The sequence below is a fragment of the Cedecea sp. Ae19-4 genome, from assembly GCF_059801165.1.
Window position 1 is genome coordinate 544,046 of record NZ_JBCHWG010000003.1, and the last position, 14,061, is coordinate 558,106.

The following is a 14,061-nucleotide window of genomic DNA, read 5'->3' on the forward strand; positions in this document are numbered from 1 at the left end:
ATTCATTCAGATAGCGAAACAGGAAATCGGCCGTCAGGCCTCAGCACAAGCCGAGGAAGTCGACAATCTGTGTGAAATAATCTTCGAAGCCCGTGAAGGCATGATTGCCACCGGGTTTCACCGTCTGGCGGCAGAGCGCGTAGTAGGCTACGGCCTGGCGGTAATCAAGCACCTCATCGCCCGTTTGTTGCAGCAGCCAAATCAGGTCTGGCGCTTCCAACGGGTCAATCTGCATGACTTTCAGATCGTAAATATGGCGTGACTCTAGCACATATTGCTGCCCGGTGTAGGGGTTCTCGTTTTTACCAAGGTAACCCACAAGCAGCTCAAAAGGGCGAACCGCCGGGTTAACCACCACCGCAGGCAGCGTAAAGCACTGCGAAAGCCAGGTCGCGTAATAACCGCCGAGGGAAGACCCCACAATGCCCAGTGGCTCTCCTCCACGTTTGAGCACCAGCGACTCTAGCAGCTCGGAAGCCTCTGCCGGATAAGGCGGTAACTGAGGCACAATCATCTCAATTTCAGGATGATGCTGAGCCAACCACGCCTTAAAACGGGTCGCTTTTGCGGAGGCCGGAGAGCTATTAAACCCGTGCAGATACAGTAACGCAGGCATTAATAACCCTCAGAAGCCGTATCAGGGCTGAATTTACCGCTTTGCAGACGGCAAACTTCCGTCGTCAGGCTGCCGTCAGGATAAAGATCGAGCCAGCGCCACCCCGGCTCAATGGTGTCGAGCGTGAAATTGGCGCAGTGAGGTTTGAACTGGACGCATGTCGAAGGCGTGGCCAGCATTCTGCGACCGTTCCAGTCGAGATCCAGTTCCTGATGAATGTGCCCACAAAGCAGCGTTTTCACCTGCGGCCAGGGCTTAAGCACGGCATCCAGTGCGGCAGCATTGCGCAGGCTGTGCTGATCCAGCCAGCTGCAGCCGGCAGGAAGAGGATGATGATGCAGCAAAAGTAGGGTGTGGCGCTCTGGAGCCGCAGCCAGCTGACGCTCAAGCCATTCCAGCTGATAGTCGCTCAGTTCACCGTGGGGAACGCCAAAGACCTGGCTGTCCAGCAGCAAGATTTGCCAGCGATCGCCGATATAAACGCGCTTGGCCGGAGAAATACCCGCTTCCTGCAGAGCGTTAAACATTGCAGGTTGAAAATCGTGGTTACCCGGCAGCCAAACGCAAGGCGCAGAAATGCTGGAGACTCCTTCAGCAAAATGCTGATAAGCCTCCACGCTGTGATCCTGGGCCAAATCCCCGGTTGCCACCAGTAAGTCGCAGGCACGCTGTTCGGCCAGAATAGCGGTCAAGACCGCCTGATAGCTCTTCCAGGTATTAATCCCGAGCAGCGTTTCGTTCTTTCCAGCGAACAAATGGGTATCGGTTATTTGCAATATCCTGATTCGGCCTCCATCGGCCACAGGAAGGGTTAACAGGCTTTCCAAATGGTGTCCTTAGGTTTCACGCACTCACTACCCACCACATTTAAGCTGCTGATATCCAGGCGGCAGCTCGATTCATTCAGGGTATCAATATCATCCATTTATTCAGGGCGTTGTGCCGTTAACCGTCCTCAACCCTAAAAAAACTAGGTATACACAGGCACGGCCATTGCTCCATGCGCTAAACAGTAGCGCAGCCAATCAGCAAGAAACTGGTTAATTTGATGCTTTTCGTCGCGTTGATGCAACTTTTTATTCGGATAATCATATCGCGCTTTGAAGCGAAAGATCTGCTGGCTTGAACACACTTCCGCGACCATCGCGTCGTGATACAGCCTGACCGACATTGACGGCAGGCTCCAGTAACTCACCGAGGGGTGCGTTTGTTCTATTTCCACCAGGGTGGTATAACGTGTTGATTCTGAAATAGTTAATCGATATCTGGCGCTATTAACCTGATAGGTTACCGTTTCGCCCGCCGCATCATTTTTCGGCAGCAGGCGGCGCAGCTGCGCGAAGTTGGTTTCGCACAAACGCATCATTTCGGGGAAGTCAGGGGTATAGCGCTTCATAATCAGTGATTCCACTCTTTTCTTAGTTGCTCATAATGCAGCTGCAGCCATTGCAAAGCGATGACCGTTGCCGCGTTGTCGATGCTCCCCTCTTCGACACACTGGTAAGCCTGCTCCCGGCTCACCACATGAACACGAATATCTTCGTTTTCTTCCACCAGGCCATGAATACCTTTGGCCTGAGTGGCATCCACTTCGCCGACTAAAATAGACAACCTTTCGCTGGTGCCGCCGGGGCTGGCTAAATAGCTCAGAACCGGTTTGGTTCGGCCCACAGCAAGGCCAGCTTCTTCTACGGCTTCACGACGCGCAACATCTTCTACGCTTTCGCCCTCTTCAATCATGCCGGCGATCATTTCTAACAGCCATGGGGTTTCGCTGGTGTCCCAGGCCGCGATACGAATCTGCTCTATCAGCACGACTTCATCACGCGCAGGGTCATAGGGTAGCAGTACCGCAGCGTGACCGCGTTCAAAAATTTCGCGCCTGACTTCGCCACTCATTTCGCCGTTGAATAAACGATGACGAAAACGATAAAGATCGAGTGAAAAAAAGCCACGATAAAGCGTTTCCCGTGCAATAATTTCTACATCCTTTTTGGCGAAAGTAGCCGCTAGCTTTTCTGACTTGTTCATAGATGATGTCCTGATGACAAATGGGCGCTGGCCGGGCGATTTCAACCCTGCGTAACTGCCCTTTCAATTTTGATGTGGTAGATTGGTGAAAATTAAGGTAGATGGCACTTTACGCCAACCTGCCCGGCTGACGGAATCTGTAGAATCGGCGATCATCTTTGACTCCTGTCGGCGTTAAACAAAATAATTCTGCTTCACAACAAGGAATGCAAATGAAGAAACTGCTCCCCATTCTTATCGGTCTGAGCCTAACGGGTTTCAGCGCCATGAGCCAGGCAGAAAACCTGCTGCAGGTTTATCAACAGGCGCGCACCAGCAACCCGGACCTGCGTAAATCCGCTGCTGACCGTGACGCCGCATTCGAAAAAATTAATGAAGCACGCAGCCCATTACTGCCACAGCTGGGCCTGGGTGCAGATTACACCTACGGTAACGGTTTCCGCGACTCTAACGGTATTAACTCCAACACGACCAGCGCAACGTTACAGCTGACGCAAACCATTTTTGATATGTCGAAATGGCGCGCACTGAGCCTGCAGGAAAAAACCGCAGGGATTCAGGACGTCAGCTTCCAGACCGATCAGCAGTCTCTGATCCTGAACACGGCCACAGCCTATTTCAACGTGCTGAGCGCCATTGACGCGCTTTCCTATACTGAAGCGCAGAAACAGGCCATTTACCGCCAGTTGGATCAAACGACTCAGCGCTTTAACGTAGGCCTGGTCGCCATCACTGACGTGCAGAACGCCCGCGCGCAGTACGACACCGTGCTGGCGAACGAAGTCACCGCCCGTAATAACCTGGACAACGCGGTGGAATCACTGCGTCAGGTCACCGGGAACGACTATCTGAGCCTGGCTTCTCTGAACGTAGACGGTTTCAAAACCACCAAGCCAGATGCGGTCAACAACCTGCTAAAAGATGCTGAAAAACGCAACCTTAGCCTGCTTCAGGCTCGTCTGAGCCAGGATCTGGCGCGCGAACAAATTCGCCTGGCTGAAGATGGTCATCTGCCGACGCTGAGCCTGAACGCATCCAGCGGCGTCACTAACAGCAGCTACAATGGTTCTAAAACTTCCGGCAATTCGCAGTATGACAACAGCTATAAAGGGCAGAACCAGGTTGGCCTGAGCTTCTCCCTGCCGCTGTACCAGGGTGGCCAGGTTAACTCTCAGGTTAAACAGGCTCAGTACAACTTTGTGGGTGCCAGCGAGCAGCTGGAAAGCGCGCACCGCAGCGTGGTACAGACCGTGCGTTCTTCCTTTAATAACGTGAACGCCTCTATCAGCACCATCAACGCTTACAAACAGGCCGTGGTGTCTGCGCAAAGCTCCCTGGATGCGATGGAAGCCGGTTACTCGGTGGGTACCCGTACTATCGTTGACGTGCTGGATGCGACCACCACGCTGTATAACGCCAAACAGCAACTCTCCAGCGCACGTTATAACTACCTGATTAACCAGCTGAATATTAAATCAGCGTTGGGTACGTTGAACGAGCAAGATCTGATTGCGCTGAACAATACGCTGGGCAAACCGGTTTCAACCTCTGCGGACAGTGTTGCGCCGGAAACCCCAGAGCAGGATGCCCGCGCTGACGGTTACAACACCGCGCCAGCGACGGCTTCCACTAAGGCAACTCATGCCACTCCGGCTGCGGCCACCAGCGGGAAAAAAGCGAACCCATTCGCTAATTAATCGCCGGAATGCCAACGAAAGGGGCGTATTTTTACGCCCCTTTTTTTCTGTCTCGCGTTTGAACGTAAGGCAACGTAAAGATCTCCTGCCAACAGGCCAACATCGCTTCAATTTCAACCGCTCATCCCCTATCCTTAGCACCAAACCTACTGGGCTCAGGACTGATTAAATGAAACGGACAAAAAATATAAATCATTCATCGTTCCGCAAAAGCTGGAACGCACGCCATTTAACGCCGGTGGCGTTGGCGGTCACCGCCGTCTTTATGCTGGCCGGCTGTGAACAAAGCGACGAAACCGTCTCAATGTACCAAAACGCGGACGACTGCTCGCAGGCAAACCCGAGCAAAAGCGCGGAATGTACCACCGCCTATAATAACGCTCTGAAAGAAGCCGAGCGCACGGCACCGAAGTACGCTTCCCGTGAAGCCTGCGTGGCCGAGTTTGGCGAAGGCCAGTGCCAGCCAGCCCCTGCTCAGGCAAGCCTTGCCGGCGAAAGCCAGGCTCAGGCTCAACCGCAGCAAAGCGGCAGCTTCTGGATGCCGCTGATGGCGGGCTACATGATGGGCCGTCTGATGGGCGGCGGCGCGGGCTTTGCGCAGCAGCCGCTGTTTACCTCAAAAAACCCGGCCAGCCCGGCTTACGGCAAGTACGCCGATGCCAGCGGTAAAAGCTACGGCGCGGCCACCCCAGGCCGGACGACAACCGTCCCGAAAAGCGCGATGGCACCAAAACCTGCGACCACCTCAACGGTGACTCGCGGCGGCTTTGGTGAGTCAGTGGCCAAGCAATCCACCATGCAGCGCAGCAGCGCCACCTCCGGCAGCAGCCGTTCGATGGGCGGCTGATAAATCATGGAAAGAGTTTCTCTCGTTGAACGCCCGGACTGGCGCGAAAAAGCCACGGAATACGGCTTCAATTTTCACACCATGTACGGGGAGCCGTACTGGTGTGAAGACGCCTATTACAAGCTCACGCTGGCTCAGGTTGAACGCCTGGAAGAGGTCACCGCCGAGCTGCATCAAATGTGTCTGCAGGTTGTGGAAAAAGTGGTGGCCAGCGACGAGCTCATGGCCCGTTTCCGCATTCCGAAACACACCTGGGAATTTGTTCGCCAATCATGGCGCAGCCAGCAGCCCTCCCTTTATTCCCGCCTGGATCTGGCGTGGGATGCCGTGGGTGAACCCAAGCTGCTGGAAAACAATGCCGATACGCCAACGTCGCTGTATGAAGCTGCTTTCTTCCAGTGGATCTGGCTTGAAGATCAGGTGGCTGCGGGCAATCTGCCCGAAGGCGCAGACCAGTTCAACAGCCTGCAGGAAAAGCTGATCGAACGTTTCGCCGAACTCAAGCAACAGTATGGTTTCAATCTGCTGCACTTTGCCTGCTGTCAGGACACGGTAGAAGATCGCGGCACCGTGCAGTATCTGCAGGACTGCGCCGCCGAATCTGACGTCGCCAGTGAGTTCCTGTTTATCGAGGAAATTGGCCTCGGCGAAAAAGGTCAGTTTACCGACCTGCAGGATCAGGTTATCAGCAACCTGTTCAAGCTCTACCCGTGGGAATTCATGCTCCGCGAGATGTTCTCCACCAAGCTGGAAGATGCCGGCGTGCGCTGGCTGGAGCCAGCCTGGAAAAGCATTATCTCCAACAAAGCCCTGCTGCCGATGCTGTGGGAGATGTTCCCGGGCCACCCTAACCTGCTGCCGGCTTATTTCGCCGAGGACAACTTCCCGCCGATGGAAAAATACGTCGTGAAGCCAATCTTCTCCCGCGAAGGCGCCAACGTGAAGATCATCGAGAATGGCCAGGAGATCGCGCGCGTTGACGGGCCGTACGGCGAAGAAGGCATGATCGTCCAGCAGTTCTACCCGCTACCAAAATTCGGCGACAGCTATACGCTGATTGGCAGCTGGCTTATTAACGATCAGCCTGCAGGGATCGGGATTCGTGAGGATCGCGAGCTTATTACGCAGGATCTTTCCCGTTTCTATCCACATATCTTTGTGGAATAGAGCATTAAAAAAGCGCCCATTGGGCGCTTTTCTGTTTATCCTACCACAACCGACAGCATACTCAGCGATCCCATCTCTATGCCGTCGACCGGAATCGTCACCGGCTCTTTGCCGTCCCACGCGCCCAGGACATAAAGCAGCGGCAGGAAATGCTCCGCCGTCGGGTTAGACAGTGAACCGCCTTCATGACTGAGATAGTTCACCAGCGGATGCTCCTCCGCAGGCCCCTTCCAGGTCAGGTTGGCTTTAACATAGTCGTTAAACGACTCAGCCCAGGGGTAAGGTGTATTTTCACCGTGCCAGCGCGCAGTTCTCAGGTTATGCACCACGTTACCGCTCGCCACCAGCATAATGCCCTGGTCACGTAGCGTGGCCAGTTTGCGGCCAGTCTCCAGATGCCAAGCTGCCGGCTTCGTGCTGTCAATGCTCAGCTGCACCATCGGGATATCCGCGTTAGGGTACATCTTGATCAGCACTCCCCACGAGCCGTGGTCAAAGCCCCATGCCTCTTTATCTAACGCCACCGGCGTTGGTGCCAATAATTCAACCAGCTGCTGCGCCAGCTCAGGCGAGCCAGGTGCCGGGTAATGCGTGTCATACAGCGCCTGAGGAAAACCACCAAAGTCGTGAATCGTCTTCGGTGCTTCCATCGCGGTCACGCCCGTTCCACGGGTGAACCAGTGGGCCGACACCACCACAATCGCTTTTGGCCGCGGCAGCGTTTCGCCGAGCTGAGCCCAGGCGCGGGTATAGCGGTTATCTTCCAGCACGTTCATCGGGCTACCGTGGCCAAGGAACAGCGCGGGCATACGTGGGCTTGTCATGATGGTGTCCTTAAATGGCTAAGATTCAATACACACAGATTACGCCCAATTTTTGTGGGAAGAACTCAGATAAGCATGATGATGATCATCAGAAATTTTGAACAGGTCTGAAAAGACGAAAACAGCGAGGCGGGAGTGAATAACAAAAGCCCGATCGCGCTGACCGGGCTTTACTTTTTTAGCTGGCTTTACGCGCTTGCGCCTGGCGATATTCCACCAAATCTTCGATGGTCACAACCGCCATATTATGTTTGCGTGCAAACTCGATGCACTCCGGCGCACGCGCCATGGTGCCGTCGTCGTTGGTCAGTTCACACAGCACACCTGCAGGTTTGAAACCGGCCAGGGAAACGAGGTCGATAGTGGCTTCGGTGTGGCCGCCGCGAGTTAACACGCCGCCCGGCTGCGCACGCAGCGGGAAAACGTGACCAGGGCGGTGCAGGTCGCTCGGCTTAGCGCCGTCGGCAATAGCTGCACGAACGGTGGTCAGACGGTCGGCTGCGGAAACGCCGGTTGTCACGCCGTGAGCGGCTTCGATGGTCACGGTAAACCCGGTGCCGAAAGCGCTGGTGTTGTTTTCGACCATCATCGGCAGATCGAGCTGTTTACGGCGTTCGTCGGTCAGGCACAGGCAAACAATGCCGCTCCCGTGGCGAATGGTCAGCGCCATTTGCTCCACGGTCATGGTTTCAGCCGGGAAGATCATATCGCCTTCGTTCTCACGATTTTCATCGTCGAGAACCATAGCGCCACGGCCTTCGCGAAGCGCATCAAGAGCACGCTCAACGCGCTCAGTCGGGGTGCCAAATGCAGAAAGTAGCGTCTGATTCATGGTAATAAAAACCTCATTAATATTATGGTTACCAGAATCAGGGCAGTCTTAGGAGCTAAAAAAATAACGCGGGCAGGCCAGGGCCTGACGTGATCGTTACTCTCTCCCATCCGGACTTTAACCGTCGGCCCCGGAATTACACCGGATCTGCTGACCTTCAGGCAAAGCCTGAAGCGCTCGCGGGCTTTCAGCGTTCGCTGATTTACCGCCGGTGGGGAGTTTCGCCCCGCCCTGAGAATAAGCAGGTTCACTATAGCGCTAATCATTTTTGTGGGCAACGATTACACAGGCAACATTTCCAGTTTATCCCCTGGCAATCAGGCATTACAATTAGCCCTATTACTCGCCAGATAATGGAAGCCGCTATGATTGACCCGAAAAAAATTGAACAAATCGCCCGCCAGGTCCATGAGTCAATGCCGAAAGGGATTCGTGAGTTCGGGGATGATGTGGAGAAGAAAGTACGCCAGATCCTGCAGTCTCAGTTAACCCGCCTTGACCTTGTGAGCCGCGAGGAGTTTGACGTGCAAACTCAGGTCCTGCTGCGCACCCGCGAAAAACTGGCTCTGCTGGAGCAGCGACTGACCGAACTGGAAAACCGCGAAGCCCCGAAAGACGCCGAGTAACGCTCCGCCCCCTGACGCTCCCGCAAAGGAAAGCGTCAGGGGGAAATTCTCAGCGTAAAAATGCCTCACTCAACCGAACCCAATATGTAGCCCCCACCGAAATACAGGCATCGTTAAACTGATACAGAGGATGATGCACTGAATAGTCGTCTTTCCCCGTCGCCGTACCCAGCCAGAGATAACACCCCGGCACCTCTTCCAGCATAAAAGAGAAATCCTCGCTGCCCATCATGCTCTTCACCTGCTGAGGATCCGCGACGTTATCCGCGCCGAACGTATCCCGGGCAACCTGAAGCGCGAATGCCGTCTGTGCTTCGTTATTTATCGTCACCGGATAGCCAAAATCCACCTCTATACAGGCCTTCAGGCCAAAACTTTCCGCCTGAGCGTGGACGAGGGTTTCAACCCGTTGTTTGAGCGCCTCACGAACCTCTTTTTTAAAGGCACGCATGTTCAGCTTCAGCACGGCTGTGTGCGGAATAATGTTGTGCGTTGTGCCGCTCTGCAGGCTGCCCACGGTCACCACCGCCGCATCCTGCGGGTCGATATTGCGAGAGACAATAGTTTGCAGCGCCATCACAATAGAGGCTCCGGCAATCGTAGGATCGATACAGTGCTCCGGCATCGAGCCATGCCCACCTTTACCTTCCAGCGTGATGGTCAGGCTGTCAGAAGAGGCCATTAGCGCCCCCGGCTTCGTCACCCACTGACCGGCGGGGATCAGGGGGAAATTATGCAGCCCAAACACCGCGTCGCACGGGAACAGCCTGAACAGACCGTCGTCGATCATCCGCTTAGCACCGCCGATCTTTTCTTCCGACGGCTGAAAGATCAGATGCAGCGTCCCGTTAAAAGGCTTCTTCTCCGCCAGGTAGCGAGCCGCAGAAAGCAGAATGGCGCAGTGGCCGTCATGCCCGCAGGCATGCATCTTACCTTCCACCTGGCTTGCCCAGGGCAGCCCGGTTTGCTCTTGCATCGGCAGCGCGTCCATATCGGCGCGGATCCCCAATCTTTTACTGCCGCTTCCCACTTTTAGTGTCCCAACCACCCCGGTGCCGCCTAACCCGCGATGTACTTCATAACCCCAGCCGGTCAGCAGTTCAGCAATACGATCGCTGGTGCGGAACTCTTCAAACCCCAGTTCCGGGTTTTGGTGGAAATCACGCCGAAGGGCGATCATCTCTTCTTCACGATCCAGAATCTCTTTAATCAACATAGGTAGCTCCTTGTATTAAGCGTCAGGTTGCGTTTTCCGTTCCCGCCAGACAAGCAGCGCCGCCAGCGAAACGAAAGAGCAAAAAATCAGATACCAGGCCGGCGTCATCGGCTGACCCGTCGCTTTAAGCAACCAGGTCACGTTAAATTGCGCAAAGCCGCCAAATAGGGTGACGCCAACGGCATACACAATGCTGATGCCCGAGGCCCGAACCGTTTTCGGAAATGCTTCGAGCAGCAGCAGGAACAGTACCACCGTGCACACATTCGCCAGCACCTGATCGACAGCGATTAACGCAATAGTGATCCACAGCGGCATACCGTTCAAAATCGACGCGAAGATCGGCCAAACCAACAAGAGTGAAACGGCAAAGCAGAACGTCATGATCGGCTTACGTCTGGGCAGCCTGTCCGCCAACTTTCCTGCGAAAAAAGGGATCAGGAGCGTCATCAGCGCCGCCGTCAGGCTTATCCAATAGGAGGTCGCCGCCGGCATGTGCAGCGTGTTCACCATGTATGCGGGCATGTAATAAATGATGATGTAGAACGTTGTCGTGCCTTTCATTATCAGCAAAATGCCCAACAGCAGAGCCCGACGATGCTCCCGCCAGAGGATTTTGGCCGAGTTCTCCTTTTGGGGAGTCGCTTCAGTATGATGCGTTTCCGGCAAATGGCGCCGGATGTACATCCCAATGGGCATGATCGCCAGACCCAGAATAAAGGGCACGCGCCAGCCCCAATCGTACAGGGCCTCTTCGCTGAGGTAGTGGCTCAATCCTGCTCCCATTGCCGCCCCAAACAGCGCGGCGCCGCCCTGGCTGGTCATCTGCCAGCTCACCCGCTGCCCGCGCCGGGATTTATCTCCGGCCTCCATCAGCCAGCTGGTTGCCGCGCCGATTTCGCCCCCGGCGGAAAAACCTTGCAGCAGGCGGCCAGCAATCAACACGATGGGCCCCAGTATTCCGACCTGGCTGTAAGTCGGCGCAAACGCCACCAGCATCACGCCAAGGGCCATCAGTCCGAGGATCAACGTCATCCCGGAACGGCGGCCATGCTTATCCGCATAGTTACCCAGCACCAGGCTGCCCAATGGGCGCATCACAAAACCGACGCCAAAGGTCGCTACCGCCAGCAGCAGCGAAACATAGTCATTACTGGAGGGAAAAAAAAGGTGGCCAATGATCACTGAAAAGAAGCTATAAACCGCAAAATCATAGATTTCTAATCCGTTACCCAATGTTACCGCCACCAGAGACTTAGCGCTGGTTCGCTCTTCCAGAGGACGGCTTTGAGGCGGCATCGCGGCGATCAACCCGCTAGCCGCTGAGGCAGTACTTGCAGATGATTTCATGCTCACTTCCTTCTCATTATTTTTTGCATGTCGGGCTGTGACTTCTGAGGGTGATTCGACTATCTGCATAAAAAAAGAACATCGCAAACATAAAAATTAGTTATGGCTTTGGTTATATTCTTCGTATCCTGAAAGTGCATTTTTTGCACTATGGCGAAAGCCGATGGCGGAGTGACAAATGAAAATCAAAATAAATCAATTAGATGTATTACTAGAAGTTGCCGCACAGGGCAGCATAGGCAAGGCTGCCCGGGCGCTGCATCTCACTCAACCCGCTATTTCCAAAACCATTCAGGAGCTGGAGACGGAAATCGGCATGCCAATTTTGCAACGCTCATCACGGGGGGTGACGCTAAATGAGTACGGGCAAGTGCTGTTGCGCCATGCCAGGGATATCGATCGCTCGTTACATCAGGCGCGGGATGAAATCGATAATCTGCTCGGAAAAGCCATGCGTCAGCTGCGCATTGGATTTACCTCCGCCGCCTCTTACGGTCCCTTTAGCACCACAATGAGCCAGTACCAGAGCCGCTTTCCCGGCGTGAAGTTAATCGCCATGGAAGGCAGGCCGCTCCAGATTCTGGATGCGCTCGCTAATCAGCGGCTGGATATGGCGGTGATGACCAGTGCCAGCGGAACGCCCATCGGCACGTTTTACCAGGAAACGCTCTACGCCCTCAGCAACACCATTATTGCCGGCGAGCATCATCCCGTCACCCACACCACCACGCTGAAAAGCCTGATGCAATTTCCCTGGCTGGACTGGGATGAGCCGGGAGAGCACTCTATTCTGGGCCAGGTCTTCCGCCGCTATAACCTGCCGCTACCGCCGACGATTGTGCACTGCTCCTCGCCGTGGATTATGGCGCGCATGATGGAACAGGCGCCCATTGTCAGCATGTGGACTTCGGTCAGGCTTCGCTTTCCTGGCTATGAAAAAAACCTTCGGCCACTGGCGCTGAAAGAAGTGCTGCCGGCAACCAGCGTGAGCATCGTTTGCCCCAGTATAGGGCGGCTGTCCACCGCAGGGACGACCTTTATGGAAATGCTGAGGATCAATTCGCGCGACTGGCTTCAGGACAGCGACGCGCTGGAAATGGTAGCGAGGATATAAAAAAGGCGGACAGCATTGAGCTACCCGCCTTGTTGTTCCTATACAGCTCGAATCAGAAGGTTTCCCAGTTATCGTCAGACGTAGCAGCCACGGCTTTACGCGGGGCAGCCGTCGTCACAACAGCCTTCGGCGCAGCGGCCTGGGCTTTGGCCTGGCGTTCCTGAGCGATACGGAATACGGAAACGGACTGCGTGAGCCTGCTGGCCTGTTCTTCCAGCGCAGCGGCGGCGGCGGCAGACTCTTCCACCAGCGCGGCGTTCTGCTGGGTCACACGGTCCATTTCTGCAACCGCTAATCCAACCTGATCGATCCCGCGGCTTTGCTCGTCAGAAGCAGAGGCAATCTCGCCCATGATATCGGTCACGCGGGTCACCGCATTAACGATTTCCCCCATGGTTTCCCCGGCGCTTTCAACCAGCGTTGAGCCAGTATCCACCTTGCTAACCGAATCCTCAATCAGGGTTTTGATCTCTTTCGCGGCCTGCGCGCTACGCTGCGCCAGATTACGCACTTCCCCGGCTACCACGGCAAAACCACGTCCCTGCTCACCCGCACGGGCAGCTTCAACGGCGGCGTTAAGAGCCAGGATGTTGGTCTGGAAGGCGATGCCGTCAATGACGCTAATAATGTCGGCAATCTTCTGCGAACTGCCGGCAATTTCGCTCATGGTATGCACCACATTGTCCACGACTTTACCGCCGCGCTGCGCGGTTTCAGAGGCGCTTAGCGCCAGCTGGCTAGCCTGACGGGCGTTTTCAGCATTCTGTTTAACCGTGGCAGTCAGCTGCTCCATGCTCGCGGCCGTTTCCTCAAGCGAAGCCGCCTGTTGTTCGGTACGAGAAGAGAGATCGTTATTGCCGATGGAAATCTCGCTGGCGCCGCTATAAATGGCATTCGCGCCGTTGCGGACCTCACCCACGGTAATCACCAGCTCGTTTTGCATATGGCGCAGGTTCTCGGCCAGCTGCCCCATTTCGTTGGTGCCTTCCACGTCGATTTTGCGCACCAGATCGCCGCTGGCGATGTGGCGAATGCTTTCGATCAGGCGATTCAGCGGAGAGATAAGCGTGGTGCGGATCCCCTGCCAGACCACAAGGATCACCACCAGCACCACAATCAGGACGCCAATCAGGATCCAAATCGCCATGCTGTAGGAGCTGTTGCTGCTGTCGACCGCTTCCTGATAAAGGTGGTCGTTTTGCTGCAGATAGTTAACGTATTGCTTCTCAAAGCCATCCTGATATCCCTGGGTTGGCTGATCGAAGAATTCATTAATTTTCCCCGCGCCAAGCAGTTGAATCAGCTCTGCCAGCGCACCGTGATAAATATCGTAGTTGCGCTTAATTTCTTGTGCGGCCGCGTCGCTTTGGCGTGGATCGCGCGGTAAAGCTTCATAAGCCGCCCACTCAACCTCAGCCTGTTTCAGCGAAGTGCTGGCAATCGCCATCAGTTCTTCAACGGTTGCACCGCTGCCAATTTTATTGGCATCCATCATGTAGCGAATACCGGCGCGGTTCAGGGTGTTACGGGTCTGCAACAGCGCGACCCAGCTGCCGTTCAGCGTTGACTGCTGCTGACGAATGGTTTGTAGAACGGTGAAATTTTCTTTGTCCTGCTTCAGCGCATTGAAGAACAATCCGCCGGAAGCTATCTGCAAAATGCCAAACAGCCCCAGGACGACCAGTAAGCTTGTAACGATTTTGATACGGTTTAACATTGCTTCTCATTCCCTGTAAGACAA

Annotated in this window: 14 protein-coding genes and 1 riboswitch; of the genes, 5 read left to right on the top strand and 9 right to left on the bottom strand. The window is 55.0% G+C overall.

The window, feature by feature from the left end; all coding sequences use genetic code 11:
* Positions 1 to 40: 40 nt before the first annotated feature.
* The 4 genes from yqiA to nudF form a co-directional block, all read right to left on the bottom strand.
* Positions 41 to 616, bottom strand: a complete 576-nt coding sequence (yqiA, locus tag AAIE02_RS20470; RefSeq protein WP_498533149.1) for an esterase YqiA — start codon at positions 614 to 616, stop codon at positions 41 to 43.
* A complete protein-coding gene (gene cpdA / locus AAIE02_RS20475) occupies positions 616 to 1,443 on the bottom strand; it encodes a 3',5'-cyclic-AMP phosphodiesterase (RefSeq protein WP_336708667.1) in 828 nt (275 codons plus the stop codon). The genes yqiA and cpdA overlap by 1 nt, the downstream gene beginning before the upstream one ends.
* A 143-nt stretch (positions 1,444 to 1,586) precedes the next feature.
* On the bottom strand, positions 1,587 to 2,012 hold the full coding sequence (locus AAIE02_RS20480; RefSeq protein WP_008460921.1) for a DUF1249 family protein: 426 nt from the start codon (positions 2,010 to 2,012) through the stop codon (positions 1,587 to 1,589).
* Positions 2,013 to 2,014: 2 nt separating this feature from the next.
* Positions 2,015 to 2,647, bottom strand: coding sequence for an ADP-ribose diphosphatase (nudF, locus tag AAIE02_RS20485; protein ID WP_498533150.1), 633 nt, complete (start codon positions 2,645 to 2,647; stop codon positions 2,015 to 2,017).
* 212 nt (positions 2,648 to 2,859) lie between these two features.
* On the opposite strand from nudF, the gene tolC reads away from it, so the two are divergent.
* The 3 genes from tolC to AAIE02_RS20500 all read left to right on the top strand — a co-directional run bounded on the left by tolC (position 2,860) and on the right by AAIE02_RS20500 (position 6,358).
* Entirely contained in the window at positions 2,860 to 4,344 is a 1,485-nt protein-coding gene (tolC, locus tag AAIE02_RS20490; protein WP_166995182.1) for an outer membrane channel protein TolC, read from the top strand.
* 169 nt (positions 4,345 to 4,513) lie between these two features.
* Complete coding sequence (locus AAIE02_RS20495; protein WP_008460913.1) at positions 4,514 to 5,191, top strand: DUF1190 family protein; 678 nt, start codon at positions 4,514 to 4,516, stop codon at positions 5,189 to 5,191.
* Between the two features lie 6 nt (positions 5,192 to 5,197).
* On the top strand, positions 5,198 to 6,358 hold the full coding sequence (locus tag AAIE02_RS20500; protein ID WP_498533151.1) for a glutathionylspermidine synthase family protein: 1,161 nt from the start codon (positions 5,198 to 5,200) through the stop codon (positions 6,356 to 6,358).
* Positions 6,359 to 6,393: 35 nt separating this feature from the next.
* On the opposite strand, the gene ygiD is transcribed toward AAIE02_RS20500, so the two are convergent.
* Both ygiD and ribB read right to left on the bottom strand, forming a co-directional pair.
* A complete protein-coding gene (ygiD, locus tag AAIE02_RS20505; protein WP_008460909.1) occupies positions 6,394 to 7,182 on the bottom strand; it encodes a 4,5-DOPA-extradiol-dioxygenase in 789 nt (262 codons plus the stop codon).
* A gap of 178 nt (positions 7,183 to 7,360) precedes the next feature.
* The gene (gene ribB / locus AAIE02_RS20510) at positions 7,361 to 8,014 is read right to left on the bottom strand and encodes a 3,4-dihydroxy-2-butanone-4-phosphate synthase (RefSeq protein WP_008460907.1); all 654 of its coding nucleotides are present in this window, start codon (positions 8,012 to 8,014) and stop codon (positions 7,361 to 7,363) included.
* Positions 8,015 to 8,108: 94 nt separating this feature from the next.
* Positions 8,109 to 8,257: riboswitch (FMN riboswitch) on the bottom strand.
* A gap of 122 nt (positions 8,258 to 8,379) precedes the next feature.
* Between ribB and ubiK the strand changes: the two genes are divergently transcribed.
* The gene (ubiK, locus tag AAIE02_RS20515) at positions 8,380 to 8,640 is read left to right on the top strand and encodes a ubiquinone biosynthesis accessory factor UbiK (RefSeq protein ID WP_008460905.1); all 261 of its coding nucleotides are present in this window, start codon (positions 8,380 to 8,382) and stop codon (positions 8,638 to 8,640) included.
* Positions 8,641 to 8,689: 49 nt separating this feature from the next.
* Here the strand turns inward: ubiK and AAIE02_RS20520 are convergent, their stop codons facing one another.
* Both AAIE02_RS20520 and AAIE02_RS20525 read right to left on the bottom strand, forming a co-directional pair.
* Positions 8,690 to 9,856 (bottom strand): M20 aminoacylase family protein, encoded by a 1,167-nt coding sequence (locus AAIE02_RS20520; protein WP_008460903.1) that lies wholly within the window; start codon positions 9,854 to 9,856, stop codon positions 8,690 to 8,692.
* Between the two features lie 15 nt (positions 9,857 to 9,871).
* Positions 9,872 to 11,206 carry an MFS transporter gene (locus AAIE02_RS20525; protein WP_336818875.1) on the bottom strand — a complete coding sequence of 445 codons (1,335 nt, stop codon included), beginning with the start codon at positions 11,204 to 11,206 and terminating at the stop codon, positions 9,872 to 9,874.
* A 178-nt stretch (positions 11,207 to 11,384) separates the two neighbouring features.
* On the opposite strand from AAIE02_RS20525, the gene AAIE02_RS20530 reads away from it, so the two are divergent.
* A complete protein-coding gene (locus AAIE02_RS20530) occupies positions 11,385 to 12,320 on the top strand; it encodes a LysR family transcriptional regulator (protein WP_498533152.1) in 936 nt (311 codons plus the stop codon).
* A 52-nt stretch (positions 12,321 to 12,372) separates the two neighbouring features.
* Here the strand turns inward: AAIE02_RS20530 and tsr are convergent, their stop codons facing one another.
* Positions 12,373 to 14,037 carry a methyl-accepting chemotaxis protein gene (gene tsr, locus AAIE02_RS20535; protein WP_166878008.1) on the bottom strand — a complete coding sequence of 555 codons (1,665 nt, stop codon included), beginning with the start codon at positions 14,035 to 14,037 and terminating at the stop codon, positions 12,373 to 12,375.
* Positions 14,038 to 14,061: the final 24 nt, after the last annotated feature.

What these genes read in the sequence shown, in the direction of transcription:
- yqiA (WP_498533149.1), bottom strand. Translation starts at nt 616, where the DNA reads ATGCCTGCGTTACTGTATCTGCACGGGTTTAATAGCTCTCCGGCCTCC.
- AAIE02_RS20480 (WP_008460921.1), bottom strand. Translation starts at nt 2,012, where the DNA reads ATGAAGCGCTATACCCCTGACTTCCCCGAAATGATGCGTTTGTGCGAA.
- nudF (WP_498533150.1), bottom strand. Translation starts at nt 2,647, where the DNA reads ATGAACAAGTCAGAAAAGCTAGCGGCTACTTTCGCCAAAAAGGATGTA.
- tolC (WP_166995182.1), top strand. Translation starts at nt 2,860, where the DNA reads ATGAAGAAACTGCTCCCCATTCTTATCGGTCTGAGCCTAACGGGTTTC.
- AAIE02_RS20495 (WP_008460913.1), top strand. Translation starts at nt 4,514, where the DNA reads ATGAAACGGACAAAAAATATAAATCATTCATCGTTCCGCAAAAGCTGG.
- AAIE02_RS20500 (WP_498533151.1), top strand. Translation starts at nt 5,198, where the DNA reads ATGGAAAGAGTTTCTCTCGTTGAACGCCCGGACTGGCGCGAAAAAGCC.
- ygiD (WP_008460909.1), bottom strand. Translation starts at nt 7,182, where the DNA reads ATGACAAGCCCACGTATGCCCGCGCTGTTCCTTGGCCACGGTAGCCCG.
- ribB (WP_008460907.1), bottom strand. Translation starts at nt 8,014, where the DNA reads ATGAATCAGACGCTACTTTCTGCATTTGGCACCCCGACTGAGCGCGTT.
- ubiK (WP_008460905.1), top strand. Translation starts at nt 8,380, where the DNA reads ATGATTGACCCGAAAAAAATTGAACAAATCGCCCGCCAGGTCCATGAG.
- AAIE02_RS20520 (WP_008460903.1), bottom strand. Translation starts at nt 9,856, where the DNA reads ATGTTGATTAAAGAGATTCTGGATCGTGAAGAAGAGATGATCGCCCTT.
- AAIE02_RS20525 (WP_336818875.1), bottom strand. Translation starts at nt 11,206, where the DNA reads ATGAAATCATCTGCAAGTACTGCCTCAGCGGCTAGCGGGTTGATCGCC.
- AAIE02_RS20530 (WP_498533152.1), top strand. Translation starts at nt 11,385, where the DNA reads ATGAAAATCAAAATAAATCAATTAGATGTATTACTAGAAGTTGCCGCA.
- tsr (WP_166878008.1), bottom strand. Translation starts at nt 14,037, where the DNA reads ATGTTAAACCGTATCAAAATCGTTACAAGCTTACTGGTCGTCCTGGGG.